General features: G+C 29.3%; 22 protein-coding genes. 8 read left to right on the forward strand and 14 right to left on the reverse strand.

Annotated features, from left to right (window positions below):
- The 5 genes from mutS to rnr are packed head-to-tail and all read right to left on the reverse strand — an operon-like array spanning window position 1 to window position 7,439.
- A complete protein-coding gene (gene mutS / locus V2W16_RS02940; protein ID WP_329381271.1) occupies window positions 1-2,676 on the reverse strand; it encodes a DNA mismatch repair protein MutS in 2,676 nt (891 codons plus the stop codon).
- Between the two features lie 17 nt (window positions 2,677-2,693).
- A complete protein-coding gene (miaB, locus tag V2W16_RS02945; RefSeq protein ID WP_253230074.1) occupies window positions 2,694-4,007 on the reverse strand; it encodes a tRNA (N6-isopentenyl adenosine(37)-C2)-methylthiotransferase MiaB in 1,314 nt (437 codons plus the stop codon).
- A gap of 10 nt (window positions 4,008-4,017) precedes the next feature.
- Window positions 4,018-4,581 (reverse strand): tRNA 5-(aminomethyl)-2-thiouridylate-methyltransferase MnmM, encoded by a 564-nt coding sequence (gene mnmM, locus V2W16_RS02950; protein WP_253230075.1) that lies wholly within the window; start codon window positions 4,579-4,581, stop codon window positions 4,018-4,020.
- Window position 4,582: 1 nt separating this feature from the next.
- Window positions 4,583-5,299, reverse strand: a complete 717-nt coding sequence (locus V2W16_RS02955) for a pseudouridine synthase (RefSeq protein WP_138269110.1) — start codon at window positions 5,297-5,299, stop codon at window positions 4,583-4,585.
- A gap of 28 nt (window positions 5,300-5,327) precedes the next feature.
- The gene (rnr, locus tag V2W16_RS02960; RefSeq protein WP_329381280.1) at window positions 5,328-7,439 is read right to left on the reverse strand and encodes a ribonuclease R; all 2,112 of its coding nucleotides are present in this window, start codon (window positions 7,437-7,439) and stop codon (window positions 5,328-5,330) included.
- 120 nt (window positions 7,440-7,559) lie between these two features.
- Between rnr and lysA the strand changes: the two genes are divergently transcribed.
- Genes lysA through scpB form a run of 4 tightly spaced genes read left to right on the forward strand, consistent with a single transcriptional unit; the run spans window position 7,560 to window position 10,820 of the window.
- Complete coding sequence (lysA, locus tag V2W16_RS02965) at window positions 7,560-8,834, forward strand: diaminopimelate decarboxylase (protein WP_329381283.1); 1,275 nt, start codon at window positions 7,560-7,562, stop codon at window positions 8,832-8,834.
- A gap of 16 nt (window positions 8,835-8,850) precedes the next feature.
- Window positions 8,851-9,459, forward strand: coding sequence for a site-2 protease family protein (locus V2W16_RS02970; protein ID WP_329381286.1), 609 nt, complete (start codon window positions 8,851-8,853; stop codon window positions 9,457-9,459).
- Window positions 9,460-9,468: 9 nt separating this feature from the next.
- Entirely contained in the window at window positions 9,469-10,188 is a 720-nt protein-coding gene (locus tag V2W16_RS02975; protein ID WP_253230080.1) for a segregation and condensation protein A, read from the forward strand.
- A gap of 8 nt (window positions 10,189-10,196) precedes the next feature.
- On the forward strand, window positions 10,197-10,820 hold the full coding sequence (gene scpB, locus V2W16_RS02980; protein ID WP_329381290.1) for an SMC-Scp complex subunit ScpB: 624 nt from the start codon (window positions 10,197-10,199) through the stop codon (window positions 10,818-10,820).
- Window positions 10,821-10,839: 19 nt separating this feature from the next.
- Here scpB and V2W16_RS02985 read toward each other — a convergent pair whose 3' ends face one another.
- Window positions 10,840-11,712, reverse strand: a complete 873-nt coding sequence (locus V2W16_RS02985; RefSeq protein ID WP_329381293.1) for an AraC family transcriptional regulator — start codon at window positions 11,710-11,712, stop codon at window positions 10,840-10,842.
- A 133-nt stretch (window positions 11,713-11,845) separates the two neighbouring features.
- A complete protein-coding gene (locus V2W16_RS02990) occupies window positions 11,846-14,062 on the reverse strand; it encodes a leucine-rich repeat domain-containing protein (protein ID WP_329381296.1) in 2,217 nt (738 codons plus the stop codon).
- A gap of 174 nt (window positions 14,063-14,236) precedes the next feature.
- Between V2W16_RS02990 and V2W16_RS02995 the strand changes: the two genes are divergently transcribed.
- Window positions 14,237-14,512 carry a hypothetical protein gene (locus V2W16_RS02995; protein WP_138269103.1) on the forward strand — a complete coding sequence of 92 codons (276 nt, stop codon included), beginning with the start codon at window positions 14,237-14,239 and terminating at the stop codon, window positions 14,510-14,512.
- Between the two features lie 5 nt (window positions 14,513-14,517).
- On the opposite strand, the gene feoB is transcribed toward V2W16_RS02995, so the two are convergent.
- The 6 genes from feoB to V2W16_RS03025 form a co-directional block, all read right to left on the reverse strand.
- Window positions 14,518-16,659 (reverse strand): ferrous iron transport protein B, encoded by a 2,142-nt coding sequence (feoB, locus tag V2W16_RS03000; protein WP_329381299.1) that lies wholly within the window; start codon window positions 16,657-16,659, stop codon window positions 14,518-14,520.
- A gap of 64 nt (window positions 16,660-16,723) precedes the next feature.
- Window positions 16,724-16,945 (reverse strand): FeoA family protein, encoded by a 222-nt coding sequence (locus tag V2W16_RS03005; protein WP_329381303.1) that lies wholly within the window; start codon window positions 16,943-16,945, stop codon window positions 16,724-16,726.
- Window positions 16,946-17,050: 105 nt separating this feature from the next.
- Window positions 17,051-19,060 (reverse strand): dihydrolipoyl dehydrogenase, encoded by a 2,010-nt coding sequence (lpdA, locus tag V2W16_RS03010; protein ID WP_329381306.1) that lies wholly within the window; start codon window positions 19,058-19,060, stop codon window positions 17,051-17,053.
- 15 nt (window positions 19,061-19,075) lie between these two features.
- A complete protein-coding gene (locus V2W16_RS03015; protein ID WP_329381309.1) occupies window positions 19,076-20,086 on the reverse strand; it encodes a dihydrolipoamide acetyltransferase family protein in 1,011 nt (336 codons plus the stop codon).
- Window positions 20,087-20,100: 14 nt separating this feature from the next.
- Window positions 20,101-21,075, reverse strand: a complete 975-nt coding sequence (locus V2W16_RS03020; protein ID WP_138269099.1) for an alpha-ketoacid dehydrogenase subunit beta — start codon at window positions 21,073-21,075, stop codon at window positions 20,101-20,103.
- Between the two features lie 11 nt (window positions 21,076-21,086).
- A complete protein-coding gene (locus tag V2W16_RS03025) occupies window positions 21,087-22,073 on the reverse strand; it encodes a thiamine pyrophosphate-dependent dehydrogenase E1 component subunit alpha (RefSeq protein WP_329381312.1) in 987 nt (328 codons plus the stop codon).
- 225 nt (window positions 22,074-22,298) lie between these two features.
- Here V2W16_RS03025 and V2W16_RS03030 point away from each other — a divergent pair, with 225 nt between their 5' ends.
- From V2W16_RS03030 to V2W16_RS03040, 3 genes are all read left to right on the forward strand, one after another.
- On the forward strand, window positions 22,299-23,237 hold the full coding sequence (locus tag V2W16_RS03030) for a sugar-binding transcriptional regulator (protein WP_329381315.1): 939 nt from the start codon (window positions 22,299-22,301) through the stop codon (window positions 23,235-23,237).
- Window positions 23,238-23,459: 222 nt separating this feature from the next.
- Window positions 23,460-24,398 (forward strand): MATE family efflux transporter, encoded by a 939-nt coding sequence (locus V2W16_RS03035; RefSeq protein ID WP_329381318.1) that lies wholly within the window; start codon window positions 23,460-23,462, stop codon window positions 24,396-24,398.
- 32 nt (window positions 24,399-24,430) lie between these two features.
- Complete coding sequence (locus V2W16_RS03040; RefSeq protein ID WP_329381321.1) at window positions 24,431-24,784, forward strand: MATE family efflux transporter; 354 nt, start codon at window positions 24,431-24,433, stop codon at window positions 24,782-24,784.
- Between the two features lie 12 nt (window positions 24,785-24,796).
- On the opposite strand, the gene V2W16_RS03045 is transcribed toward V2W16_RS03040, so the two are convergent.
- The gene (locus tag V2W16_RS03045) at window positions 24,797-26,554 is read right to left on the reverse strand and encodes an ABC transporter ATP-binding protein (RefSeq protein WP_329381324.1); all 1,758 of its coding nucleotides are present in this window, start codon (window positions 26,552-26,554) and stop codon (window positions 24,797-24,799) included.
- Between the last annotated feature and the right edge of the window lie 115 nt (window positions 26,555-26,669).

Here is a 26,669-nt window from a genome sequence, read left to right on the forward strand (position 1 = left end):
CTAAATTTCCTCTTTTTCTAAAGATTGTTTAAGTTCGTAAATAAAATTCATAACTTCAATTGGACTCATACTCTCAATAGGTAAAGTCTTGATTTTACTTACTATTTTTTTATTTAATTCATAGCCTTCCATTAATTTATCATTATTCACATCAGCTCCAAGAACAAGCTGAGTAAACTTTTCACTTCCGTTATTTAAACTCTTATTTACATTATCTATTTTTGTTTTATAGGATTCTTCATTTTCTTCTAAAACATCAAGTATCTGTATACTTCTTTTTATTACTTCATCAGGAAGTCCTGCAAGTTTTGCTACCTCAATACCATAACTTTTATCAATTCCGCCTCTTTCTATCTTTCTTAAGAAAATAATTTCATCACCATTACTTTCAAGCCTGATAGAATAATTTTTTACACCGCTTTTTTCACTTTCAAGTTCCGTTAATTCATGATAGTGAGTTGCAAATAGTGTCTTTGCTCCTATTTTTGACTTGTCAAGCAAATATTCTATTACAGCATGAGCAATACTTAGTCCATCAAATGTAGAGGTACCTCTTCCAACTTCATCAAGAATTACAAGTGAATTTTTTGTAGCATATTTTAAAATATTAGATACTTCACTCATTTCGACCATAAATGTACTTTGTCCGTTTGCAAGATCGTCACTTGCTCCTACTCTGGTAAACACTCTGTCAACTATACTTATGCTTGCTGACGATGCAGGTACAAAAGAACCCATTTGCGCCATAATAGATAAAAGTGCAACTTGTCTTATATATGTAGATTTTCCAGCCATATTTGCACCTGTTATAATAAGCATTCTATTATCTTCATTATCAAGCAATGTATCGTTATGAATGAAATTATCTATTCCTGTTATTTTTTCTACAACAGGATGTCTTCCTTCTTTTATTATTATACTTCCGTCTGTTGTTATTGTTGGTTTTATGTATCTGTTTTTCTTTGCAACGACACTTAATGATAAAATAACATCAATAACGGCAATCATTTTTGCAGATTTTTGTATTCTCTTTATGTTTTCAAGAACCCTGTTTTTTATATCAACATAGACAGCATACTCTTTTTCTTTTAACTTTTCTTCAACACTAAGTAATTTTACTTCTATTTCTTTTAATTCTTCCGTAAAATATCTTTCAGAATTTGCCAAAGTCTGTTTACGTATAAAATAATCAGGAACTAAATCTTTATAAGAAGATGTAACTTCTAAGAAATAACCAAAAACCTTATTATATTTTATTTTAAGATTTTTTATACCTGTTTTTTCTTTTTCTTCTTTTTCAATGTTTGCAAGAATTCCTGCAGAATTTTCTTTTAAATTCTTAAGTTCGTCAATTTCTTCATTATATCCAAGTTTTACCAAACCACCATTTTTAAGGCTTACTTGGCAATCATCATCAATGGAATTATTTATTAAATCATAAATATCTCCAAGCTCATCTAAGTTATTATATATCTCTTTTACAAGTTTTGATTTTTCCATAAACTTTGAAAGAAGAATTCTTATTCTTGGTATTACACCTATTGATTCTTTCAAAGCTATCAAATCTCTTGCATTGGCAATATCAAGAGAAAGTCTTGATATTATTCTTTCTATGTCTTTAACATATTTTAAATTTGAGCTAATATCCTCAAGAATCATTACATCATCATAAAAAAGTTTTATTGCATCTTGTCTATTTATAATTCTATCCTTATCAAGAAGAGGTTCCAAAATCCACTTCTTCATTTCTCTTCCGCCCATAGGAGTAATAGTTTCGTCAAGAACGTCAAGAAGTGTATCTTTTTTATTATTTGTTCTTAAATTTTCTACTATTTCAAGATTTCTTTTTGTATTGTAATCAAGATGCATATATCCTTTATCTTCGTTTATTTTTATTTCATTTATATGCATTAATGATCTTTTTTGGGTTTCATCCAAATATTTTAAAAGAGCCCCTGCACTTCTTACTATTATTTCATTATTATCAAGACCTATTGAAGAAAGAGAATAAACATTAAACTGAGTTAGTATAAGCTCTTTTCCTTTATCAAAGAAGAAATAATTTAATGGATGAGGTTCAAGTTGAACTTTTGTTACACTTGAAATTTTCTTCTTTAAAGATAAATCTTCAAATAAAATAGTATTTACTATTATCTGAGCAGGATTTATTCTTGAAAGTAAAGATAATAACTCATTTTCTCTATTTTCACCGCTTAAATTAAGAACATTAAATTCTCCAGTTGTTATATCACAGTATGTAACACCAAATTCAAGCTTGTTATAATATATACACATAATATAATTATTTTCACTTGCCTTTAGCATTTTCCCTTCTGTAATTGTTCCCGGTGAAATAATCCTTTGAATCTCCCTTTTTACAAGTCCTTTTGCAGTTTTAGGGTCTTCTACTTGTTCGCATATAGCTACTTTATAACCTTTTTCAACCAATTTAGCAATATATGTATCTGCACTATGATAAGGAACTCCGCACATTGGAGCTTTTTCCTCTAATCCACAGTCTCTGCCTGTCAAAACAAGATCAAGTTCTTTGCTTGCAGTCTTTGCATCATCAAAAAACATTTCATAAAAATCACCGAGTCTATAAAAAAGTATAGTATCCGGTACTGTTTCATGTGTTTGCAAATATTGTCTCATCATTGGTGTCAATGAAGCCATAAAATTTTTCTCCTATTCTATAATTGTTCTCCACTTAAATGGAATGTTTTTACATCTGTTATTTTTACTTTAACTATATCCCCTGCTTTACCATTTCCGGTAAAGTTAACAAGTTTAAATGTATCAGTTCTACCTGTAAGCACCTTATCATTTGTTTTGCTTACTCCGTCAATTAATACATCAACGGTTTTATTTAGATATTTTTGATTTTGTTTAAATAATATTTCATCATGAAGTTTTACAAGTTTATCAAATCTTACCTTTACAACATCTTCGTCAACTTGTCCTTCCATTACAGCTGCTTTTGTACCTTCTCTTTTTGAATAAATAAAAGTAAAAGCAGTGTCAAACTCACATTCTTTATATACATCTAAAGTATCATTAAAGTCTTCTTCTGTTTCAGTTGGAAATCCAACAATAATATCTGTCGTAATTGCAATATCAGGAATTTCACTTCTTATTTTCTTAACAAGATTTATATATGTTTCTTTATCATAGTGTCTATTCATTAATTTTAATATTCTGCTTGAACCTGATTGCATTGGAAGATGAATGTGATTACATATCTTATCATTATTTTTTATTACTTCAATAAGTTCATCACTTAAATCTTTTGGATGAGAAGTCATAAATCTTACTCTCTCAATTCCCTCAACCTCACTTACTCTCTTTAAAAGTTCGGCAAATGAAATTCTATCTTCCAAATTTTTTCCATATGAATTAACATTTTGACCAAGCAAAGTAACTTCTTTTACTCCGTCTTTTGCAAGGTTTGTTACTTCACTTAGAATATTTTTATATTCTCTGCTTCTTTCTCTTCCTCTTGTATATGGAACTATACAATAAGTACAAAAGTTATTACAACCTTTCATTATGCTTACAAAGGCTTTATGTTTAAACTGTCTGTGAACAGGAAGTCCTTCAGGAAGAGAATCACTGTCACTTAACACTTCAACAACAAGTTTTCTCTTTGCTTCGCATTCTTCAAGTAAAGAAGGAAGAGATGCAATATTATGTGTTCCAAAAACAATATCAACAAAAGAATATTTTTCTTTTATTTTCTTTACAATATGTTCTTCCTGCATCATGCATCCGCAAACGCCGATAATCAAATCTTTTTTTCTCTTTTTAAGCTTCTTAAAATTACCCAAATTTCCAAAGAAGCGGTTATTTGCATTTTCTCTTACACTACATGTATTCATGATAATAAGATTGGCATCTTCTTCTTTATCTGTTTGTATATATCCAAGATTATCAAGCATCCCGCTCATTTTTTCACTGTCGTTTTCATTCATTTGACATCCGTAAGTTATTATTAAATATTTTTTCATATTATCTCCACTATTTTATTTTTTCTATTATTATCATTCTAGGAGCATTCTCACTCCTGTTTATATGTTCAAGAAGTAATACATTAAAGTTTCTTTTAGGTAGATTTATACAATATTCTTTAACTTTTAAATATTCTTCATATCCGCCTTCATGACCAACATAAGCACATATACATATAATTCCTTTTATATTTAAAAGTGTTATGACATTTTTTAAACTTTCAACAGTGCTTTCGCTTTTGGTAACAATATGTTTATCATAACCTGGCAAATACCCAAGATTATAAACCCCAAAATCAACCTTTTCCTTAACATAATTTAATACGTTTTTATGGTTATCTTTTATTAGAACCGCATTTTTTATATTATTTTCTCTAAGAAGTTTACTCGTATTTTCCACTGCTTCATTTTGAATGTCGAAAGAATATACTTTACCTTTTTGTGATACCTTTTTTGCAAGATATAAAGTATCGTTTCCATTCCCCATTGTAAGGTCAAGTACGGTATCTCCTATTTTAACTTTACTGTTTATTATAAAATTTGTTATATCCGTAACATTATCAAATAAATTCATATTATCTTAAAAGCCTATTTACTTCATTTTTAGTAAGCTTTCTGTATTCTCCTTCTTGTAAATCTCCAAGCCCAAGTCCGTTTTCCATGGTTCTCTTTAATTTTAGTACTTTGTGCCCTACTCTTTCACACATTTTCTTTACTTGTCTTTTTCTTCCTTCAATTATGGTTATTTCTATTAAAGAGTTGTTACCAGCCATTTTAATAAGTCTTACTTTCGCTTTTGATGTTTTTTTACCGTCTATTACAACACCTTTTTTAAGTCTTTCTAATCCTTTAGAATCAATATGACCTTTTACCAAAGCTTCATATGTTTTTTCTTTTTCATATTTTGGATGAGTAAGCTTATATGCAAAATCTCCGTCATTTGTTAGAATAATAAGACCTGTAGTATCCTTATCAAGTCTTCCCACAGGGAATAATCTATGCTCTTTTTTCCCTATAATATCAACAACTGTTTCTTCTCCATATTTGCTTTTGCTGGCACTTATTACACCTGCAGGTTTATTTAACATATAGTATACTTTGCTGTTATCAAGTTCTACAGGCTTTCCAAATACTTTTACTTTATCTTTTTTCACATCAACCATCGTTGCAAGTTCTTTTACCACTTTTCCATTTAATGTAACTTTTCCGCTTGAAATAATTTCTTCGCATTTTCTTCTGGATGCAACATTACAACTTGCAAGATATTTGTTTATTCTCATTTTTTCTTCCATAACTACTCTCTCTTTAAAAACATTTATCTTATATTATACAAAATTCTACTTCTCTTTTCAATTTAGATACGCCAATTACTTTAATGTTAATTTCTTCACCCATCATATATTTTTTGCCAAATTCTCTTCCGATTAGAGAATAATGTTCTTCGTCATATATATAATAATCGTCCTTTAAATTATTAAAATATATAACGCCTTCTACACCGTTTTCTAATTTTACATACATACCTTTTTGGCTGAAACCGGAAATTCTTCCTTTAAACTCTTCATCTATAAATCTATCCATATATTCACAAATAAAAATTTTATCTGCTTCTCTTTCTATTTCTTCGCTTATTCTTTCAGCTTTTGAAAGATGATTTGCTTTTTTCTCCATTTTTTCTCTTTCTTTTTCAAGGTTATCCAAATTAATGTTACCAAGTAAAATATTAGATAAAACTCTATGAACCATTAAGTCAGGATATCTTCTTATTGGAGATGTAAAATGGGTATAGTTCGGTATTGCAAGGGCAAAATGTCCTTTATTATCGGTAGTATAAACAGCTTTCTTCATACATCTTAAAAGAACGGTTTTAAAAAGCTGCTCGTTTTTATCCCCTTCTATTTCTTTTAAAAACTGCTGTAACTCTTTATTATAATGTTCGTCATGAAGTCTCAATTTATAACCAAGAGCATTTGCAAAACGAACAAAATCGGAAATTTTTTCTTTGTCCGGCTGTTCATGGACTCTGTATATACCATTTACTCCCATTGATGAAAAGAATTCGCAAGCTGAAGTATTTGCTATAAGCATAAACTGTTCTATTATTCTTTCCGCAATACCTCGATGTCTAATTTTAACATCCTCAACAGTTCCGTCTTTTACAATTATTTCATTTTCATCAACATCAAAATCTATATTTCCTTCTTTAAAGCGTCTTTGTCTTAAAATTTCGTAAAGCTCTTTCATTAAAAACAAATCGTCTTTATATATATAATATTCTTCTTTTAATTCTTTACTTCCTTCAAAAAGCTCGTTTACTTCATCATAAACAAATCTTGCTTTTGACATAATAATCGACTTGTAAAAATCATATGATATAAGTTTACCTTGATTATTTATCCTAATGTCAACACTAAAAGCCTTTTTCTTTTCATTTGGATTTAGACTACATAAATTTTCACATAAAGCTTTTGGAAGCATTGGAATAACTCTATCAGGGAAATATACACTTGTCCCTCTTTCATATGCTTCTTTATCAATTTCACTATTTCTTTTTACATAATTGCTTACGTCTGCAATATGAACTGACAAAATATAATCCTTACCATCTTTTTTAATGCTAACTGCATCATCAAGATCTTTTGCCGTTATACCATCTATTGTAAAAATATTTTCTTTTGTTATATCTTTTCTTTTATTTTCAAATTTATCAAGACTATCAAAAGTAAGCTCTTTAGATTCTTTGACTGCATCTTTTGAAAAATCATTTGGGATATCATATTCATATATTAATGATTCTATTTCAATGCCGTCATCACCTTGATGTCCTAGTACTTTTTTTATTCTTCCAACCCAATTTTTATCTTTTGGGAAATCTGTTATTTCTACAACGACCTTATCTTTATTTTTTGCATATTTTATTCCTGATTTTGGAATGTATATATCATTTGTAAATTTAGGATTATCACTTACAACAAAGCCAAAAGTTTTTTCTTTAAAGAATGTACCGACAGTTTGTCTTTTAACCTTACTTGTTATTTCGATAATTCTGCCTTCTCTTTTTTTATCTCCTTGTTTTTCTTTTATTATTTCTACTTTTACTTTATCTCCGCTAAAAGCATCCATTGAATCACTTCCTAAGACAAATATATCTTCATCAAGTTCATCAACACTGACAAAACCAAATAAACCCTTACCTCTATCGTATATTCCTTCATATACTTTATTTTTGGTAAGAAAATATCTTCCGTCAACATACTTTATCATTTTTTCACTGATTAGATGATTTAGCGCATTAGATAAAAGATTTTTTTGATTCTTTGAATGAAGAGAAAAAATATAAGCAAAATCTTTAAATTTCATAGGCTTATAATCATCGTTATTCATTAGTAAATAAATCTGTTCGCTTAAATATATTAATTTATCATTTTTCATACAAATTATTATATACTATTTAACTAAAAATTAATATAATTTATTTAAAAAGAAATAAATATCTGATATAATGTGTAATTAAGCTAAAGAAAAAATAATTAAAATTAGGAGTTAGTAGACATGAATGAACATTTTATTTTCGCAGGTCATGATACCGTGGCGCTTGCAAAAGAATTCGGAACACCACTTTACGTTATAAGTGAAAATAAAATTGTAGAAGCCATTAATTTAATCAAAGAAAGTTTTGAAGAATACGGACTTGATTATGATATAAATTATGCCGGAAAAGCTTTTACAAATATTGCTATGGTTAAAATAATAAAACAACAAGGAATTTGTCTTGATACTGTTTCAGGCGGAGAAATTTATACAGCTTTACAAGCAGGTCTTGACCCTAAAAAAATATGTTTCCATGGAAGTAATAAATCAGCAGAAGAAATCAAAGAAGCTATTGAAGCAGGTGTCGGTGTTATTACAATCGACAGCCTTTATGAAATAGGTTTGGTTGGAAGAATAGCAAAGAAACTTAAAAAGGTTCAAAACGTACATTTCAGAGTTTCTCCTGGGGTTGAAGCTCATACACATGAATATATACAAACAGGAAGAATCGATTCAAAATTCGGTATACCTGTAAATATGGCTGTAAGAGCAGCAAGAATGATTATTGATGAAGAATACTTAAACTTAACAGGGGTACACTGTCATATAGGTTCTGATATTTCTTCACCTAAACCTTTTGAAATAGCAGCAACAACAATGCTTGAAATTATATATAACATAAAAGAAATGGGGGTTGAAATTGAAGCTTTAAATCTTGGCGGTGGTTTTGGAATAAACTACTTACACGATGACCCTGTATTCGATGTTGAAGAATATGTACATACAATCAGCAAAATAATAAGAAAACAATGTGATGTTCTTGGAATAAAAATTCCAAAGATTATAGTTGAGCCTGGTAGATATATTATCGGTCCTGCAGGTATAACTTTATATTCAATAGGAACAATAAAAGAAATTCCTTATTTAAGAAAATATATAAGTGTTGACGGTGGTATGGCTGATAACCCAAGACCGGCTCTATATAATGCAATTTACCATGCTGTTATTGCAAATAAATACAACAAAGAAGCAAATGAACTTTATACTGTAAGTGGTAAATGCTGTGAAACAGATACTCTTATTAAAGATATCCTTCTTCCAAAAGCAGCACCCGGAGATATTCTTGCAGTATTAAACACAGGAGCGTATAACTATTCAATGTCAAGTCATTATAACAGACTTAAAACTCCTCCTGTTGTACTTTTAAAAGATGACAAAGCAGAATTAATGGTAAAAAGAGATACTTATGAAAATCTAATTCAAAACGATGTAGTTCCAAGCTGGCTTGAGGACTAATTAAAAAGGAGATGTAATGAATTTATTTAGTAGTCAAAATTTAATACATATGTTATATATGCTTATTCCAATTATATTGGCACTTAGTGTTCATGAATTTGCACATGCATTTGTAGCGGACAAAATGGGAGATCCTACTGCAAGGATTTCTGGAAGAATGACAATGGACCCAACGAGTCATGTAGATATTTTAGGGTTTCTTGCTCTACTATTCTTTGGATTTGGATGGGCAAAACCAGTTCCAATTAACCCAATGAATTTCAAAAAAAGAAAATTAGGAATGATACTTGTAAGTTTAGCAGGACCTTTATCTAATTTGATACTAGCCATAATTTTCTCAATTTTATATAAATTTGTTGCACCTATATTTGATATTTTAGCTTTATATTATATCTTACAATACGGAGTAATAATAAATATATCTTTAATGATATTTAATCTTATTCCTGTGCCACCTCTTGATGGTTCAAAAATACTTGCAAGTTTACTTCCTTATAAATATGAAGCTAAGTTTTATGAATATGAAAGATATTTATATATCATACTTATAGTTTTACTTGTTACTGGAGTAATAGGATTTATATTATCTCCTCTAATGATGCCGTTTTTAAATATACTGCTTTAAAGGAGTATTATGAAAGAAAATATTTTACATTTAAGTAGTTTTGAAGGTCCTCTGGACCTTCTACTTCATTTAATACATAAAAATGAAATAGATATATATGATATTCCAATTGTTGAAATTACAAAACAATATTTAGATTATATATATAAATTTAACGATTTAGATATGGAAGTTGCCAGTGAATTTGTTGTAATGGCATCTACATTACTGGAAATAAAATCAAAAATGCTTCTTCCTGTTGAGGTAGATGAAAATGATGAAGAAATCGACCCAAGAGAAGAACTTGTAAATAGACTTATCGAATACAAAGCCTTTAAAGAGCTTACTAAAAACTTAAAAGAAGGCGAACAAGTTTACAATAAGTCACTTACAAAAGATCCGGAATATTTCAGTGAAATAAAAGATGAATATGTCGTAAAAGACATAGATGTATCATTACTTGCAAAAGCTCTTAAAAATATTCTTGTAAAACATCAATTAAGAGTAAACGAAATAAGTGACCATCAAACAATAGAAACAGATACTTTTTCTGTTGACGATTCTATCTTAACCATATCTAAAATACTTGAAACAGAAAACAAGATAAGTTTTTTATCATTATTTAAATATAATCATAAAAAAGGATATATTATTGCAACATTCCTTGCAACATTAGAACTGTTAAAAATCAATGCCGTAAAACTTACACAATCGGAAGTATACGGAGATATTTTATTAGAAAAGATTTAGGAGTAAAGATGAGCGAAATAAATAATAACGAGTTTATAAACAAAGATGAAAATGAACTTTTACATATTATTGAGAGTATTTTATTTGCTGTAGGAGATAAAGTGCATATTGATACAATAAAAAAAGTACTTAATATTAATGAAAAATATGCAACATCTTTACTAAAAAAATTACAAAGCGAATATGATTATAACATGAGAGGTGTAAAGTTAGTTAGAACAGATGATACATATCAACTAACAACACGAAGTGAATACTTTGATTATGTAAAACAAGTTCTTACAAATTATAATACTACAAACCTCTCACAAGCAGCTTTAGAAACACTTGCAATAGTCGCATATAAACAACCTGTTACAAGACTGGATATTGAGCTTGTAAGAGGGGTTAAATCCAGCAGTTCTTTAGACTTATTAATCGACAGAGGACTTGTTGAACAAGCTGGAAGATTAGAAGACGTAATAGGAAAACCTATGAGTTTTAAAACAACGAAAGAATTTTTAAGACTTGCGGGAATAGAAAAAATATCTGAACTACCTGATTTTGAAAACTTTATTAATGATTTGGAAAATCATATAGACGAACAAATGGAAGAATCAGGAGAACAATTAATGTTTACTGAAAAAATATAAAGACCTCTAAAGAGGTCTTTTATTTTTCCTTTACAGAAATCCATATTTCACATTTATAATCTTCACTTAAAATATCATCACTATAATATACTTCTATACACATTCCTCCGTAAGGTTGATACTTACTTGTAGGGAAAAATTCTGTATATATTCTTTTATATAATTCTTCAAATGCCTCTGGCATTTTCCCTACACAAGAAAATACTGCCCAAGTATTTTTTGGAACATTTTCAAGAGATAATTCTTCATTTACTTTTCCCCCATCATATAAAGTCCCAATTGCATAATCAAAATCTCCCTTTGTTGGATCGTCAAAACATACTCCTACTATTGCTCCCTTAAACATATTATCGGGTTTAATGTAGGAACATAATTTTTTAATAGTGCCATCTTCAAAATATGTCTGCCAAGTTTTTTTTATATTTTTATTGCTTATTTCCTTACCCTCTCCATACCTTGCTCTTTTGGCAATAATAGTAAATTCACCTGTTTTTTCAATTCTGTAATTCATGTCTTTTCCTCCTTCTATTACAATTTTTATGGAAAGTTTAGAAAAAGATTTTAAATTTGAATTACCGCTTTTTACTTGACTTGGACTAATTCCATGAAATTTAGTAAAAGCTCTGCTAAAACTTTCACAGGAATTATAGCCGTATTTAAAGGCAACATCTATAACCTTCACGTTTTTATTATAAAGTTCTTCCGCTGCCAAAGATAACCTTCTACTTCTTATATATTCCCCTAATGTATATACACAAACAATTTGAAATATTCTTTGAAAATAAAACCTTGAAGAACAAGCAACTTCTGCAATTTTATCATAATCAATATCTTCTGTTATATTATCTTCCATGTAATTTATTGCATTTTGTAATCCATCTATCAAATTCATACTTTTTCCTCCTTCCATGATAATACTATAGCAAGAAAAGAAATTCACTTCATGGTTTACAGTGCCGTTAAATGATATGAAAATATTATATACAAAAAAAGACACACATAAGTGTGTCTTTTAAATTTATTTATTATTCAGCTATACAAATAATATCATTTTCTTTAGCATAAGCTTCAGCTTTTGAACCTTTATTTACAAACATGTATAGGTTATCGCAAGCTTTAAATGCGTGTTCTCCTATTTCAGTATCGCTACCTTCAATAGTTACACTGTTTAAGTTCTTACAATAGTTGAATATATATCTTCCCATTTTTTGAACATTTTTACCGATTGTTGCAGATGTAAGTCCGCTGCATCCATCAAATGTTCTTTCACCTAAATATTCAACACTATCAGGAATTCTTATTGTTTGTAAGCTAATACAATCATAGAAAGCAAAACCTGAAATATGTTTCATACCTTCTGGAATGATAAAATCTTTAAGACTTGCACAGTTATTGAAAGCACCTACTCCAAGTTGTTCGACACTGCTTGGAAGTGTAATATATTCAAGATTTGTACAGCCATCAAATGCATATGCACCAATACTTTTTACGCTTTCAGGAATTGTTATGCTTTTTAGTCCTGTAAAACCTGCAAAAGTATAATCACCTATATTTTTAACACCGCTTGGAACTGCAAGTTGAATTAAACTTCTACATCCAAAGAATGCTTCTCTTCCTATTTCTTCAACTGTTTTTGGAAGTGATAAACTTGAAATTCTATCACAGTAACTGAATGCTCTTTCTTCTATTTTCTTAACTCCACTTGGAATTACAACAGCACCTTTTACAAATGGACAACAAATTACTGTTGTTTTTTCTTTATCAAATAAAATATTGCTTTCACTTGAATATTCCTTATTATCTTCATCAACAGTAAGTGTTGTTAAGTTTTTACATCCTGAGAATACTTCAATGCCAATTTCTTCAACACTTTCAGGAATATAAATATCTTTAAGTCCGCTGCATTTATGGAAAGCAAGTCTACCTATTCTTGTAACACCGTTTTTAATGTTAACTTGTTTTAAATCAGAACATAAGAAGAATGCATAATCATCAATACCACCTCTTGTTATTGTTACTTCTTTTAAAGAAGCAGGAACATCAGTTTCATTTTCATAATAAGAACTTGCCCCAAATAAATATCCAAGATAAGTATTTTTTTCTTCACTTTCACCAATGAATGGAAGTGTTAATCTTTCAAGTCTCCAACATCCGTTAAATACGCTTCTCTTAATTTCTTTTACGCTGTCTGGAATAACCATATCTATAATATGTCTACAACCGCTAAATGCGCCTGCACCAATACTTTCAACGCTGTTAGGAATATTAATTTGTTCCAAACTCTTACATCCGTCAAAAGCAGAATTTCCAATACTTGTAATACCATCTAAAATATCAATACTTTCAAGATTTACACAACCTAGGAAAGCTCTTGGTCCTATTGCAGTTACATTTGGTTGAATATCAACTTCATCTTTTCCACCAGGACAACATAAAAGTGTTGTTTGATCTTTATTATATAAAACACCATTTACACTTGAATAATATTCATTTTCTTCATCAACATTTATACATTCTAAATTTGAACAGTTTGCAAAAACATATGCGCCGATTTTTTCAACTGTTTTTGGAATAAATAATCTTTTAAGTCCGTTTGCTCCATCAAATGCATAATCGCTTATGCTTTTTAGACTTGTTGGAAGGAAAATTTCTTCAAGATTTGAACATCCGTCAAATGCACAAATACCTATGCTTTCCAAGCTTTCAGGTAATTTAATTGTTTTAAGCCCAGTACAATTTGAAAAAGCATAACCGCCAATGCTTGTTAAGCTATTAGGTAAGTTAATTTCTTTAAGAGATGTACATCCATGGAAAGCAAATAAATCAATATTTTCCACTGTATCCGGAATTGTTACGCTTCTTAGTCCTGAGCAACCGTAAAATACGTAGTATCCAATACTTTTCATACTTCTTGGAATTACAACTTCTTCCAAAGATTCACACATATAAAAAGCAATATTACCTATTTTTTCAAGTCCTTCAGGAAAAACTATTTTCTTTAAACTTGAACATTCTTTAAATGCATTGTTTCCTATTATTTTAAGAGTAGATGGAAGTACAACTTCTTCCAAATTTTTACATTTATCAAATGCTCTGTTCCCTATAACAGTTACACCTTCAGAAATAATAACTTTTTTTAAGTTATTACAGTCTTTAAAAGCTTTTTCTTCAATTACTTTTATATCTGCAGGAACTGTATATTCACTAACACAACTTGCTTCTGTTTTATTTATTTTACACATTATAATATCTCCTATCTAATAATTATATAATTAGATTAAAAACTCTTTTATATACAAAAATAGTACCACATTTTAATTTTTTTATCAATAATTTACTACCTTTATTTACTATATTTATGGTAAATAGTTATATATACTTTCGTATTAAAAATTTTGTAAAGGAATATAAAAAATATGAATGAAAAAAAATTAAATGGTATTCGTTTTAATGTCGTAAAATATTTAAGCAACATAATTGGACTTGAGAATCTTTTATTATTTGAAAATAAAAAGAGAGATAAAAAAAGATTATCAAAGAAGATAAAAATTTATTATAATTTGATTTACAAAGAAATTTCACCACTAAAAGAAGAAAATATAAATATACAAAATGTTTTTTCTTTTCTTAGTGGTGAATACAATAATGTACTAAAAAAAGTTTTAAAATATTATAAAATTGAAAATAAATAATATTATTATATAAAAAACAAATTAAATATTAAATTTGTAAACATACATAACATAACCCCTAAAAAAGTTGGAATTAAAAAAGATAAAACAGTATATTTTATACTTTTTGTTTCAGCTTTTATTGTCATTAAAGTAGTGGCGCAAGGGAAATGCAAAAGCATAAATATCATAACATTTATTGCTGTAAATATTGTCCAGCCGTTTTGAATTAAAATATTTCCTATTTGCATGGTACTTTCTATATCAACAATACTTCCATTACCAAGATAACACATTAAAATAATAGGAAGAACTATTTCATTTGCGGGAATACCAAGAATAAAAGCTGTTAAAATATAACCATCTAGTCCCATAAGCTTTGCAAATGGGTCTAAAAAATTTGCTACAAAACCTAAAATGCTAATATCTCCTATTGTAATATTTGCCATAAGCCATATTACTATTCCCGCAGGGGCAGCAAAAATTATAGCCCTATATAAAACATATAAAGTTCTATCAAATATGGACCTTATTATTATGCCTGTTACTTTTGGTTTTCTAAAAGATGGAAGTTCCAAAGCCAAAGTTGAAGGTGCTCCTTTTAAAAAAGTAACCGATAAAAATTTTGAAACAACAAAAGTCATAAAAACACCCAGTAATACAACAAGTAAAACCGTTAAAGTACATAATATTGACTTTTTAAAATTTAATCCAACTCCACCTATAAATACTGTTGCAACCGTAATTAAAAAAGGAAAACGTCCATTACAAGGAACAAATACATTTGTAATAATAGCTATAAGTCTCTCCCTTGTAGAATTTATAATCCTACATCCAACAACTCCGGCTGCGTTACAGCCAAATCCCATACACATTGTCAAAGCCTGCTTGCCGGATGCACATACACATTTAAAACATCTATCCAAATTAAATGCAATTCTTGGAAGATAGCCAAGGTCTTCCATAATCGTAAACAATGGAAAAAAAATTGCCATAGGCGGTAACATTACACTTATAACCCAGGTTAATGTATTATACATACCATCTAACAACATGCCCTTAAAAAATACAGGAATATTCATATAATCAAATAAATCATATAGTTTAATTCCTATAAAAGAAAAAAACTTAGAAAGTATTTCCGACGGATAGTTTGCTCCATATATTGTAATCCAGAAAATCAAACAAAGGAAACCAAGCATTATAGGTATTCCAAATAATTTTGAAGTTAGAATTTTATCGATCTTTCGGTCTCGCTCGTTATAATTTCTGTTATTAAAACGGATTACTTTAGAACATAAAAATTCGTTATTTTTAAGTATAGTTTGCATAATCATTTCAGTAAAATTATATGATAAACATTCATTTAATCTATTTTTTTCATAATCAATTACTTCTTTAAGCTTAGCATTATTTTTTAAATCAATTTCCAAATATTCTTCAATTGAATTTAAAATTTTTTTATTATCTTCAATAAGCTTTAATGATATCCATCTTTTAATATATGTATTTTTTAAATCATATCCCTCTAGGACAGAAGATATATGCTCTATTGCATTTTCTATTTTTATGTCATATTTAATATTACTTGGAGTTATTTTTATTTCATCTACACAAATACGATAAATTTCTTCTATTAAATCAAATAAAGTCCTTTTATATTTAGCACTTACTCCTACAACCGGCACACCAAGATACTCACTTAAAAGTTTTAAATTAATATTTATTCCTTTTTTCTTTGCTTCATCAAGTAAATTTACACATACAATAACATTATTTGTTATTTCCATAACTTGATAAACTAAATTTAAATTTCTTTCAAGACAAGTTGCATCTACAACAACCACCATTAAATCAGCTTTACCAAAACAAATATAATCTCTCGCTATTTCTTCTTCTTTCGAATTTGACATTAAAGAATAAGTGCCGGGAATATCTACTAAAAGAAAGCTTTTATTCTTATATTTATATTCTCCAACAGCATTGCTTACTGTTTTACCAGTCCAATTCCCTGTATGTTGATGCATACCTGTCAAAGCATTAAATACCGTAGACTTACCAACATTGGGATTTCCACAAAGACCTATGGTAAAATCACATCCAACAACTTTTTCAAACACATCTTTTTTTAATAACTTAGAACCTGTTGAACCTAAAGTTAGCCCCATAAAATCACCTCTTTATGCTTCCTAATAATAGAATATGCATAAAGAGGTTTTTGGTTACAAATAATCAATATACATAAATTTTATCACTGTCTTCTTTTCTAAGGGCTATAATACTTCCTCTTATTTCATATGCAATAGGATCATTTAAAGGACTTACAAATACAGGCTTTATTTTTGTTCCGTTTATAAGCCCTAAGTCTAAAAATCTTCTTTTATCATCTTTATTTGCAAATATTTTTTTTACTTTTTTTGTCTGCCCTATTTTTACATTAGTTAATTTTATCATATAAATATTCTCCTGATTATACATTACATTATATGAACTTGAATAAAATTTTGTTATAAGACAATAAAAAAAGAGCTTGAATTTATCAAGCTCTTTAATTAATACTTATCCATGTATCATTTTACCTTTAATACCTTCACATGCTTCCATAAAACCTTCTGATAAAGTAGGATGAGCAAAAGTAATATTGGCAATTTCTTCACTTGTAGCTTCAAGATCCATTGCAATTGCACCTTGTGCAACTATATCTGAAGCATTAAGTCCTACAATATGAACACCGATTATTTCATCAAAGCGTTCATCTGTAATAACTTTTACAAATCCGGTTGTATCATTCATTGCAAGTGCTTTTCCAACTCCTGCGAAAGGCATCTTGCTTGTTTTATATGGAATACCAAGTTCTTTTGCTTGTTTTTCATTTAAACCAATCCAAGCAACTTCAGGAATTGTAAATACGCAAGAAGGAATCATGCTGTAATCCACTTCTTCACCTTCTCCGAATAAATCTTCTGCAACAACAATACCTTGTCTGCTTGCGGTATGAGCAAGCATAACTTTACCTGTAACATCACCGATAGCATAAATATTGTCAATACTTGTTTTTAATTTATTGTCAATTTCAATAAATCCTTTAGCACTTACAACAATATTTACATTACTTGCAACTTTAACAGGTTTTCTACCAACAGACATAAGTACACAGTCAGCTTTAACTTTAGTACCATCAGATAATACTACATTACCGCCTTCTATCTTGGTTGCACCTTTTCCTGTTATAATATCTATACCGTGGTTTCTAAGTTCTTTGTCAACTACGTTAATAACATCATCATCTGCCATTGCAAGAATGCTGTCAAGCATTTCAACTATTGTTACTTTAACACCAAATTCATTCATTACACCGGCTAATTCAACACCGATAACACCACCCCCGATAATTACCAAGTCTTTTGGTAACTTATCTAAGTTAAGTATTTTTTCAGAATCGAAAATTTCAACACTGTTATCTGTTTCAATAGGAATCATAACAGATTCACTACCACAAGCTACAACGATATTATCTACGCTGTATGAATCATTACCTACCAAGATTTCATGGTTTGTATTGATTACTGCTTCGCCCATAACAACATCAACTTTATGACGTTTTAATAAACCTTTTACACCGCCTGTAAGTTTTGATACAACTTTATTTTTTCTATCTAAAACTTTAGACCAGTTTACATTGAACGAATCAATTTCAATACCCATTTCATCAGCATGTTTTATTTCTCTTAAAACTTCTGCATTTTTTACATATGATTTTGTAGGAATACATCCTTTATTTAAACATACCCCACCTATATTTTCTTTTTCAAATATAACTACTTTTGCTCCTAATTGAGCAGCTCTTATAGCACAAACATATCCTCCAGGACCTGCACCGATAACAGCTAAATCATAATCATATTCTTTTTCTTGTTTTTTAGGTTTTGATTCAACTTTTTTATCTGGATTTGTAAGCATTTGAGCTTGTTCTTTTGTTGGAGGAGTTGAACCTTTTTTACCAATAAACATTATAGGTTCATTTACTTTTACATTATCTCCTTCTTCAACATATAAAGCAAGAACTGTTCCGTCAGCTGTTGGATTATCAACTTCCAAAGCTACTTTACCCGTTTCAACTTCTACAACTATATCGCCTCGTTTTATATCATCCCCTACTTTACACATCCATTTTAGAATTTCTCCTTCTTCCATAGACATATCAAGTTTTGGCATTAACATAAATTTACCATCAAAATCATCCATTGAAACATCACCGGAAGAATTTGATTCTTCTTTTACTTCTTCATCTTTACCCATGGCTTCTTCTTTTGTAGGAGGAACTTCGCCATCTTCTCCAATATACATTATAGGAGTATTTACTTTTACATCCTCTCCTTCGTCAACATAAAGGGCAAGAACTGTTCCGTCGGCTGTTGGATTATCAACTTCCAAAGCAACCTTGCCCGTTTCAACTTCTACGACTATATCGCCTCTTTTTATCTTATCTCCTACTTTACACATCCATTTTAGAATTTGCCCTTCTTCCATAGACATGTCAAGTTTTGGCATTAACATATATTTTCCCATAAAACATTCTCCTGATTAAATTATTATACCTATAGGATTGCTTAAAACTTCATTTAAAGTATTTAAGAAACCAACAGCATCCATACCGTCCAATACCCTATGATCTATTGTTATACTAAATCCTGTAAATGTTCTTACAACAATTTCTCCGTCAACAACAGCAGGCATTTGAGCAGTTCTTCCTACCCCAAGAATTGCAACTTCACCAGGATTGATTATTGGTGTAAAGAAATTATTTACACTTCTACCTGTATTACTGATTGTAAAAGTTGCACCTCTGTAATATTTACCGCTTAATTTATTTGCTCTTGCTTGAGGTACAATTTCGCTTCTTTCATCACAAATATCAAAGATATTTTTATTTTCAACACCGTTGAAAACAGGAACTACAAGCCCATCTTCTTGAGCAACAGCCAAACCTATATTTACTGTACTTCTTCTATGAATTTCTTTTCCGTCAAAGTTTGCATTTACTTTAGGACATCTTTGTAAAGTCATACAAACAGCTTTCATTAATAAATCAGTAACGGTAAGTTTTTTATTATATTTTTCTTTAAATACAGCTTTGGTTTTTTCAAATATATTCATAAATTCCGTTGTATCTATATCTGCAAAATGAGATACTTGAGGAGCATTTAACATTGATGTCATCATGTTATCTCCGATTGCTTTTCTCATTCCTTTATATGGAATAACTTTATCTTCAAGAATAGGAGCATTAACAACAGTAGCGTTTTCCAATGCTGTTTTTTCTTCTTTTTCCAAACCAACGGCACTCATTACATCATTTTTCGTTATTTTATTATTAGAATAAGCTACATCTTTAACGTCAACATCGTAATAATTCATAACATTCTTTGCAACCGGGGTAATCTTAACTCCCTTTTCTCTCATAACAGGAAGAACATTTTCCAAATCTTTTAATACGATTGCACCATATTTGCCACTGCCAACCACATTTGCAAGATCAATATTTTTCTCTTTTGCATAAACTCTGGCAGCAGGAGTTGCTAATATTTTACTCATATTACCACCCTCCTTTACATCATTTCTTTTACTTTTGCTACAATATCATCAACAGAAGGAACAATTTGTTTTTCTATAATTGGATTGTAAGGTACAGGAATTTCCATTCCACCAAGTCTTTCAACAGGAGCATCCAAATGATAGAAAGCTTCACTTTCGTTTATTGTTGAAACTATTTCTCCACCAAAACCTCCGAATTTTGGAGCTTCGTAAACTACCAACGCTTTTCCTGTTTTGCAAACAGAATTAATTATTGTTTCTGTATCTAATGGTCTTAGTGTTCTAACATCCACAACTTCACAGTTTATTCCTTCTTCAGCTAATTTTTCTGCCGCTTCCAAACAGAAAAGTAAAGTTCTTGACCATGCAACAAGTGTTATATCGCTACCTTCTTTTTTAATATCAGCTTTGCCAAGTTCGATAGTATATTCTTCTTCAGGAACTTCACCATTTGTTCTATATAAAAGTTTATTTTCAAAGAAGCATACAGGATTATCGTCTCTAATTGCTGATTTTAATAAGCCTTTTGCATCATAAGGAGTTGCAGGCATAACAACTTTAAGTCCAGGTGTATTTAAGAATAAAGCTTCAAGACATTGTGAATGTTGTGCAGCAGCACCTGTTCCAGAACCAAATGGAGTTCTAAGAACCAATGGAGCTTTTACTTGACCACCTGTCATAAATCTATATTTGGCAGCACCGTTTACGATAGGTTCAACAGCTAATGAAACAAAGTCACCAAACATAATTTCTACAATAGGTCTAAGTCCAAACATTGCCATACCAAAAGCTGCATATGTAAAACCTGTTTCGGAAATTGGAGTATCAATTACTCTTTCTTTTCCAAATTCATCAAACATTCCTCTGCTTACTCCGAAGCAACCACCATATAAACCTATATCTTCACCTAAGAAATACACATTTTCATCTCTACGCATTTCTTCGCTCATTGCGTCTTTTATTGCTTGTAAATAAGATATTTTTCCCATTTTATTTCCTCCTACTCAGCATAAACATAACTCATCGCTTCATCAACAGAGATGATTTTGTCCACTTTCTTTGCTTTTTCAGCAGCATCTTCAATTTCTTTTTCGATCTTTTTATCTAATTCTTCAAATTCTTCTTGTGTAATCATACCTTGATCTATCATATAATTTTTTTGTCTTTCGATAGCATCATGATTTTTCTTCATATCTTCTTCTTCGTCTTTTGTTCTGTATTTTCTTTGGTCTGATTTTGAATGTCCAAGGTATCTATATGTTTTAAATTCTAATAGATAAGGTTTACATTCTTCTCTGCAATATTCACTGGCTTCCATAACTGCTTCCATAACGGCAAGTACGTCCATTCCGTCAACTACTTTAGATTTTATGTTAAAGCCTTCTCCTCTAACTGCAATATCTTCAACTGGTACTGTGAATTTTGCTGGTGTAGACATTCCGTATCTATTGTTTTCACAGCAAAGTAAAACAGGTACATCCCAAATACTTGCAAGGTTCATTCCTTCAAGCACCATTCCTTGATTTGAAGCACCGTCACCAAAGAATGCGGCAACACAATTTTTCTTTCCTTGTTTTTTAAGTGCAAATGCAACACCTACGGCTGTTGGAACACCTGCACCTACAATTGCAGAACTTCCAAGGTTACAATGTTCTAAATCAATATAATGCATTGAACCGCCAAGTCCTTTACAACCACCTTCATAATTTGCAAAAAGTTCACAAAACATATTATAAGGAGTTGCACCTTTAGCAAGACAATGTCCGTGTCCTCTATGTGTAGGAACAATCCAGTCATCTTCCTTAAGACCTAAACTAATTCCTGCATGACAAGCTTCTTCACCAACTCCAAGATGAGTTGTACCGTGAATCAATCCAGCCATAAACATTTCGTTTACTTTTAGTTCAAAATGTCTAGAAGTAAGCATTGTTTTTAAGACTTTTAGCATTTCGTTTTTGTCTTTTTTTCTTTCTTCAAACGTCATCATTTTTAATCCTCCTATTTTTTAATGCTGTTAGAAAAAATTTTCTTAAACGAGCATTTGTTTACAAAAGTAACAAATGACTTTCTCTTTAAACACATTGTAAAGCATTACAATTGAAATTTCAACTATAATTTGTACCAATTTTAACTTTTTTTAAAAATAATTTGACACATTTGCTCAATATTATGATATAATTTAGAAAAATAACATTTGTTATGGAGGTTGGTTATGGCAGTTGAAGAAAAAATCCTTACAAAGATAGCATATTACTATTATAAACAAGAATTAACCCAAAGTGAAATTGCACAAAGATTACACATGTCCAGACAAAGAGTAAACAGACTTCTTAAAAAAAGCAGAGAACTTGGAATTGTTGACATCAACATTAAAGGATATGAAGAATATCTTATTAATCTTGAATCAGAAATAGAAAAGAAGTTCTCACTAAAAAGAGTAATGGTTGCACAGCCTCAAGAAGACGAAGATATATTCCATTCACTTGGTAGAGCCGGAGTAGAGCTTGTAACTGATTTACTTGAAGATAATTTAACAATAGGTATATCATGGGGAAGAACAATATACAATACAGTAAATTATTTTCCTGCATTAAAAGGTAAATACAAAAATATTAAAGCGCTTCAATTGGTTGGAAGTCTTAACAATCTTGGAGATTCACGCCTAACAAATGACATAACAAAAAACTTTGCAGAAAAAATAGATGCAAAAGCATACTATATGTTTGCACCTACATTTGTTTCAAAAAAAGAAACAAAACAAACTTTAATGCAAGAAGAAAGTTTAAAAAAATTATTCAACCTATTTAATTACTGCGATATAATTCTTGGCAGCGTTGGATTAATGGCAAGTTCAACATCTTCTCTAAAAGAACAGTTTTTAAATCCAAAAGACTACAACGAATTAAAAGAAAAAGGTGCAGTAGGAAATATTTGCTTAAACTATTTTGACAAAGACGGCAATAAAATAGACTGCGATTTTAATAATAGAGTAATGTCTATTGATATAGATGCAATAAAAAGAAGTAAAAACGTCGTATGTATTACAGGAGGAGAAGATAAACACGAAGCAATTCTTGCAGCTTTAAAAGGCAAATATATTAATACTCTTGTAATTGATAAAGATACGGCAGACTATATAATGAATCATTAGTATCCTTAAAGGAGATAAAAATGAAACTTTGCATAATCTATGCTTCGTATAAATTAAGTTTTGATAAAACATTATACGAAGCCAAAAATAAAAGATTTTTAATATAAAAATTCTATTTCATGTTTTAATATTATGAAATTCTTATTTTAATACAAATTTAAAGGCTTAGGATAATGTTTTATCTTAGGTCTTTTATTTTTATATCAAGATAAGGAGAATAACATGAAAAAAGAATATAAAATAAATAATAAATTAATTAAACTTGTTTTACCATTATTTTTTATTAATATATTACAACAGCTTTACTCAGTTGTTGATATTGCTTTTGTAGGAAATATTGTGGGTAAAAATGCTATAACGGCACTTAGTAGTGCAATAATGATTTCATTCATAATAAATTCTGTTTGCATGGGAATAACAACAGGTGCCAGCGTTATGATTTCAAAATTTAACGGGGAACATAATAAAGAAAATATAAAACATACCATAGCTACGTTGTTTTCACTTTCCGTAATTATATCTTTTATGCTTACTATAATCATCTTATTATCGCATAAAAACATTTTTGAGTTTATGAATGTACCTTTAAGTGCATTAAATTATGCAAATGATTATATAAAAATAATTTCCTTTGGAATTATTTTTACTTTTGGATATAATGCAGTCTATTCAATTCTTAAAGGATATGAAGATTCTTTAAGTTGTTTATTTTTTGTGATACTTTCAACCTTAGTAAATATATTTTTAGATTATATATTTATTTATAAATTAAATTTAGAAGTAAAAGGAGCAGCTTTTGCGACAGTAATTTCACAAGGAATATCTTTCTTTTGTTCTTATATATATTTAAGAACAAAACTATTATCAAAAATAAGATATAAACATATGTATATGAAAAAAGATTACGTGATAAATATAATAAAAATAGGATTACCTTGTGCAGTACAAATGACTATTTTAAATATTTCGTATTTAATAATTACAAAAATATTAAATGGATATGGAACAACAATAGCATCAGCAGCAGGAATAGGACTAAAGATAAATACTTTTGCTGCCTTACCATGCTGGGCAATAGGTCAAGCTGTAATAAATTTAGTATCTTATTATTATGGAGCAAGAAATATTAATGACATAAAAAAACAATTCATCTTTCCATAATTTATGCAATATTAAGTTGTTTTATACTTATTATGATTTTCCAAATATATGCTTATAAAATTATAGGCATATTCACAACTGATATACAGGTTATAAATGAAGGAGTAAAATATTTAAGAATATGCTGTTCAATAAATTTTATATCCTATGCAGTAATGTATATTATGGATTCATTTATGACAGGAGTATCAGATTCCTTTACGGCAATGCTAAACTCAATTCTTCAAGCAGTTATAATACGAGTTTCCTTAAGCATAATATTAATAGAAATATTTAATCTATCTTATATAGGAATATATATTGCAGAATTCATCTCCCCTATTATTCCAATGGTTGTTGGAATAATATATTATTTACGTTTTATAAAAACAAAAGAGATAGTTTAAACTATCTCTTTTTTATTCTTCATATATATCAAATTTTTCAAGCCCATCAAACTGCATATTGTAATATTTAGCATATAATCCATTTTTCTTCATTAAGTCCACATGGTTTCCTCTTTCTGTGGTTCTGCCGTTTACAATAACAATTATTTCATCAGCATTTTTTATAGTGCTTAACCTGTGAGCAATAACAAGAGTTGTTCTGTCTTTAGAAAGTTTTTCAAGGGATAATTGAATATGTCTTTCACTTTCATTATCAAGAGCAGAAGTTGCTTCATCAAGTATAAGTATTTCAGGATTTTTAAGAAATACTCTTGCAATTGATATTCTCTGTTTTTGTCCTCCTGAAAGTCTTGTACCTCTTTCCCCTACATAAGTGTCATATCCATCATCAAGACTCATAATAAAATCGTGAATATTTGCATTTTTTGCAGCCTGTATTATTTCTTCGTCGCTTGCACCAGGCTTACCATATGCAATATTTTCCTTTATGCTTCCGCCAAACATATATACATCTTGTTGAACAACACCGATTGAACTTCTAAGGGATTTTAAAGTTACATCTTTTATATTTGTATTATCAATTAAAATTTCACCACTGTCAACATCATAAAATCTTGGAATCAATGAACAAAGAGTTGTTTTTCCTCCCCCTGACGGTCCAACTAAAGCAACGGTTTTCCCTTTTTCAATATTGATATTAATATTACTTAATACTTTATTATTGTGTTCATATGAAAATGAAACATTTTTAAAAGTAATATTTCCCTCAACATCTTCAAGTTCTACTGCATTTTTACTGTCTTTTATGTCAGGATTAAGTTCAATTACTTCTAAAAATCTTTTAAACCCTGCATATCCCTTTTGAAATTGTTCCGTAAAGTTTATAAGAACTTCTACAGGAGTAATAAATATCCCTATATATAAAGCATATACAGCAAGATCAGCAGCATTCATACTTCCATAAGCTACAAATAATCCTCCAAAAACTATAACAGCAAGATATAAAAGACCTTTAAAGAAAGATGTACCGGCATGATATTTACCCATAATTTTATATTGTGCAGTTTTTGAAGATAAGAAAAGTCTGTTACTATAATCAAATTTATCATGTTCTATTTCTTCGTTTGCAAAGGACTTTACAACCCTTATACCTGCCAAACTATCTTGAACAGCTGAATTTACACCTGCAATTTTTTTTCTATTATCGGTAAAAGTAGCTTGCATTTTTCTATTTAAATACAAACAAAAAACAAGCATGCTAAAAGTTATTAATATTAAAATTAAAGTTAGAGGAATATTTATAAATAAAAGGAAAATAAATGAACCTACAATTTTAAACGTAGAAATAAAAATATTTTCCGGTCCATGATGTGCAAGTTCAGAAATATCAAATAAATCTGATACAAGTTTGGACATCATATCCCCTGTATTGTTTTCATCATAATAGGAAAAAGATAATCTTTGATATTTATCAAACAAATCTTGACGCATATTACTTTCCATATTTGCACCCATAATATGTCCCCAAGATGTAATAAAAAATTCTCCGTATGTTCTTACAATATACATAATTAACATTAAAATCGCTACTAACCATATATATTTAAGTATTGTTTCTTTCCCTAAAGTAAAAAGCCCACCTGTCAAATATTTTAAAATTTGAGGGAAAGCCAAATCAACTATCGAAACAATAAATGCAAAAAACATATCAAGATAAAATAGTTTTTTATAAGGTTTATAATAACTAATAAATTTTCTAAATATAGACACTTTAAACTCCTTAATTTTATTTTTATAATTAAATTATTATACATTAAAAGCCTTTTTTTATCAATAAATATAACTTTTCCTTTTTTAATTTGAAATATATAAATAATCTTATCTT

Source organism: Anaerofustis butyriciformans (assembly GCF_036289385.1).
Taxonomy (GTDB): domain Bacteria; phylum Bacillota; class Clostridia; order Eubacteriales; family Anaerofustaceae; genus Anaerofustis; species Anaerofustis butyriciformans.

What these genes read in the sequence shown, in the direction of transcription:
- V2W16_RS02975 (WP_253230080.1), top strand. Translation starts at nt 9,469, where the DNA reads ATGAAAGAAAATATTTTACATTTAAGTAGTTTTGAAGGTCCTCTGGAC.
- scpB (WP_329381290.1), top strand. Translation starts at nt 10,197, where the DNA reads ATGAGCGAAATAAATAATAACGAGTTTATAAACAAAGATGAAAATGAA.
- V2W16_RS02970 (WP_329381286.1), top strand. Translation starts at nt 8,851, where the DNA reads ATGAATTTATTTAGTAGTCAAAATTTAATACATATGTTATATATGCTT.
- feoB (WP_329381299.1), bottom strand. Translation starts at nt 16,659, where the DNA reads ATGGGGCTAACTTTAGGTTCAACAGGTTCTAAGTTATTAAAAAAAGAT.
- mutS (WP_329381271.1), bottom strand. Translation starts at nt 2,676, where the DNA reads ATGGCTTCATTGACACCAATGATGAGACAATATTTGCAAACACATGAA.
- mnmM (WP_253230075.1), bottom strand. Translation starts at nt 4,581, where the DNA reads ATGAATTTATTTGATAATGTTACGGATATAACAAATTTTATAATAAAC.
- V2W16_RS03025 (WP_329381312.1), bottom strand. Translation starts at nt 22,073, where the DNA reads ATGATGACGTTTGAAGAAAGAAAAAAAGACAAAAACGAAATGCTAAAA.
- V2W16_RS02955 (WP_138269110.1), bottom strand. Translation starts at nt 5,299, where the DNA reads ATGGAAGAAAAAATGAGAATAAACAAATATCTTGCAAGTTGTAATGTT.
- lysA (WP_329381283.1), top strand. Translation starts at nt 7,560, where the DNA reads ATGAATGAACATTTTATTTTCGCAGGTCATGATACCGTGGCGCTTGCA.
- V2W16_RS03030 (WP_329381315.1), top strand. Translation starts at nt 22,299, where the DNA reads ATGGCAGTTGAAGAAAAAATCCTTACAAAGATAGCATATTACTATTAT.
- V2W16_RS02985 (WP_329381293.1), bottom strand. Translation starts at nt 11,712, where the DNA reads ATGAATTTGATAGATGGATTACAAAATGCAATAAATTACATGGAAGAT.
- V2W16_RS03005 (WP_329381303.1), bottom strand. Translation starts at nt 16,945, where the DNA reads ATGATAAAATTAACTAATGTAAAAATAGGGCAGACAAAAAAAGTAAAA.
- lpdA (WP_329381306.1), bottom strand. Translation starts at nt 19,060, where the DNA reads ATGGGAAAATATATGTTAATGCCAAAACTTGACATGTCTATGGAAGAA.
- V2W16_RS03015 (WP_329381309.1), bottom strand. Translation starts at nt 20,086, where the DNA reads ATGAGTAAAATATTAGCAACTCCTGCTGCCAGAGTTTATGCAAAAGAG.
- V2W16_RS02995 (WP_138269103.1), top strand. Translation starts at nt 14,237, where the DNA reads ATGAATGAAAAAAAATTAAATGGTATTCGTTTTAATGTCGTAAAATAT.
- rnr (WP_329381280.1), bottom strand. Translation starts at nt 7,439, where the DNA reads ATGAAAAATGATAAATTAATATATTTAAGCGAACAGATTTATTTACTA.
- V2W16_RS03040 (WP_329381321.1), top strand. Translation starts at nt 24,431, where the DNA reads ATGATTTTCCAAATATATGCTTATAAAATTATAGGCATATTCACAACT.
- V2W16_RS02990 (WP_329381296.1), bottom strand. Translation starts at nt 14,062, where the DNA reads ATGTGTAAAATAAATAAAACAGAAGCAAGTTGTGTTAGTGAATATACA.
- V2W16_RS03020 (WP_138269099.1), bottom strand. Translation starts at nt 21,075, where the DNA reads ATGGGAAAAATATCTTATTTACAAGCAATAAAAGACGCAATGAGCGAA.
- miaB (WP_253230074.1), bottom strand. Translation starts at nt 4,007, where the DNA reads ATGAAAAAATATTTAATAATAACTTACGGATGTCAAATGAATGAAAAC.
- V2W16_RS03035 (WP_329381318.1), top strand. Translation starts at nt 23,460, where the DNA reads ATGAAAAAAGAATATAAAATAAATAATAAATTAATTAAACTTGTTTTA.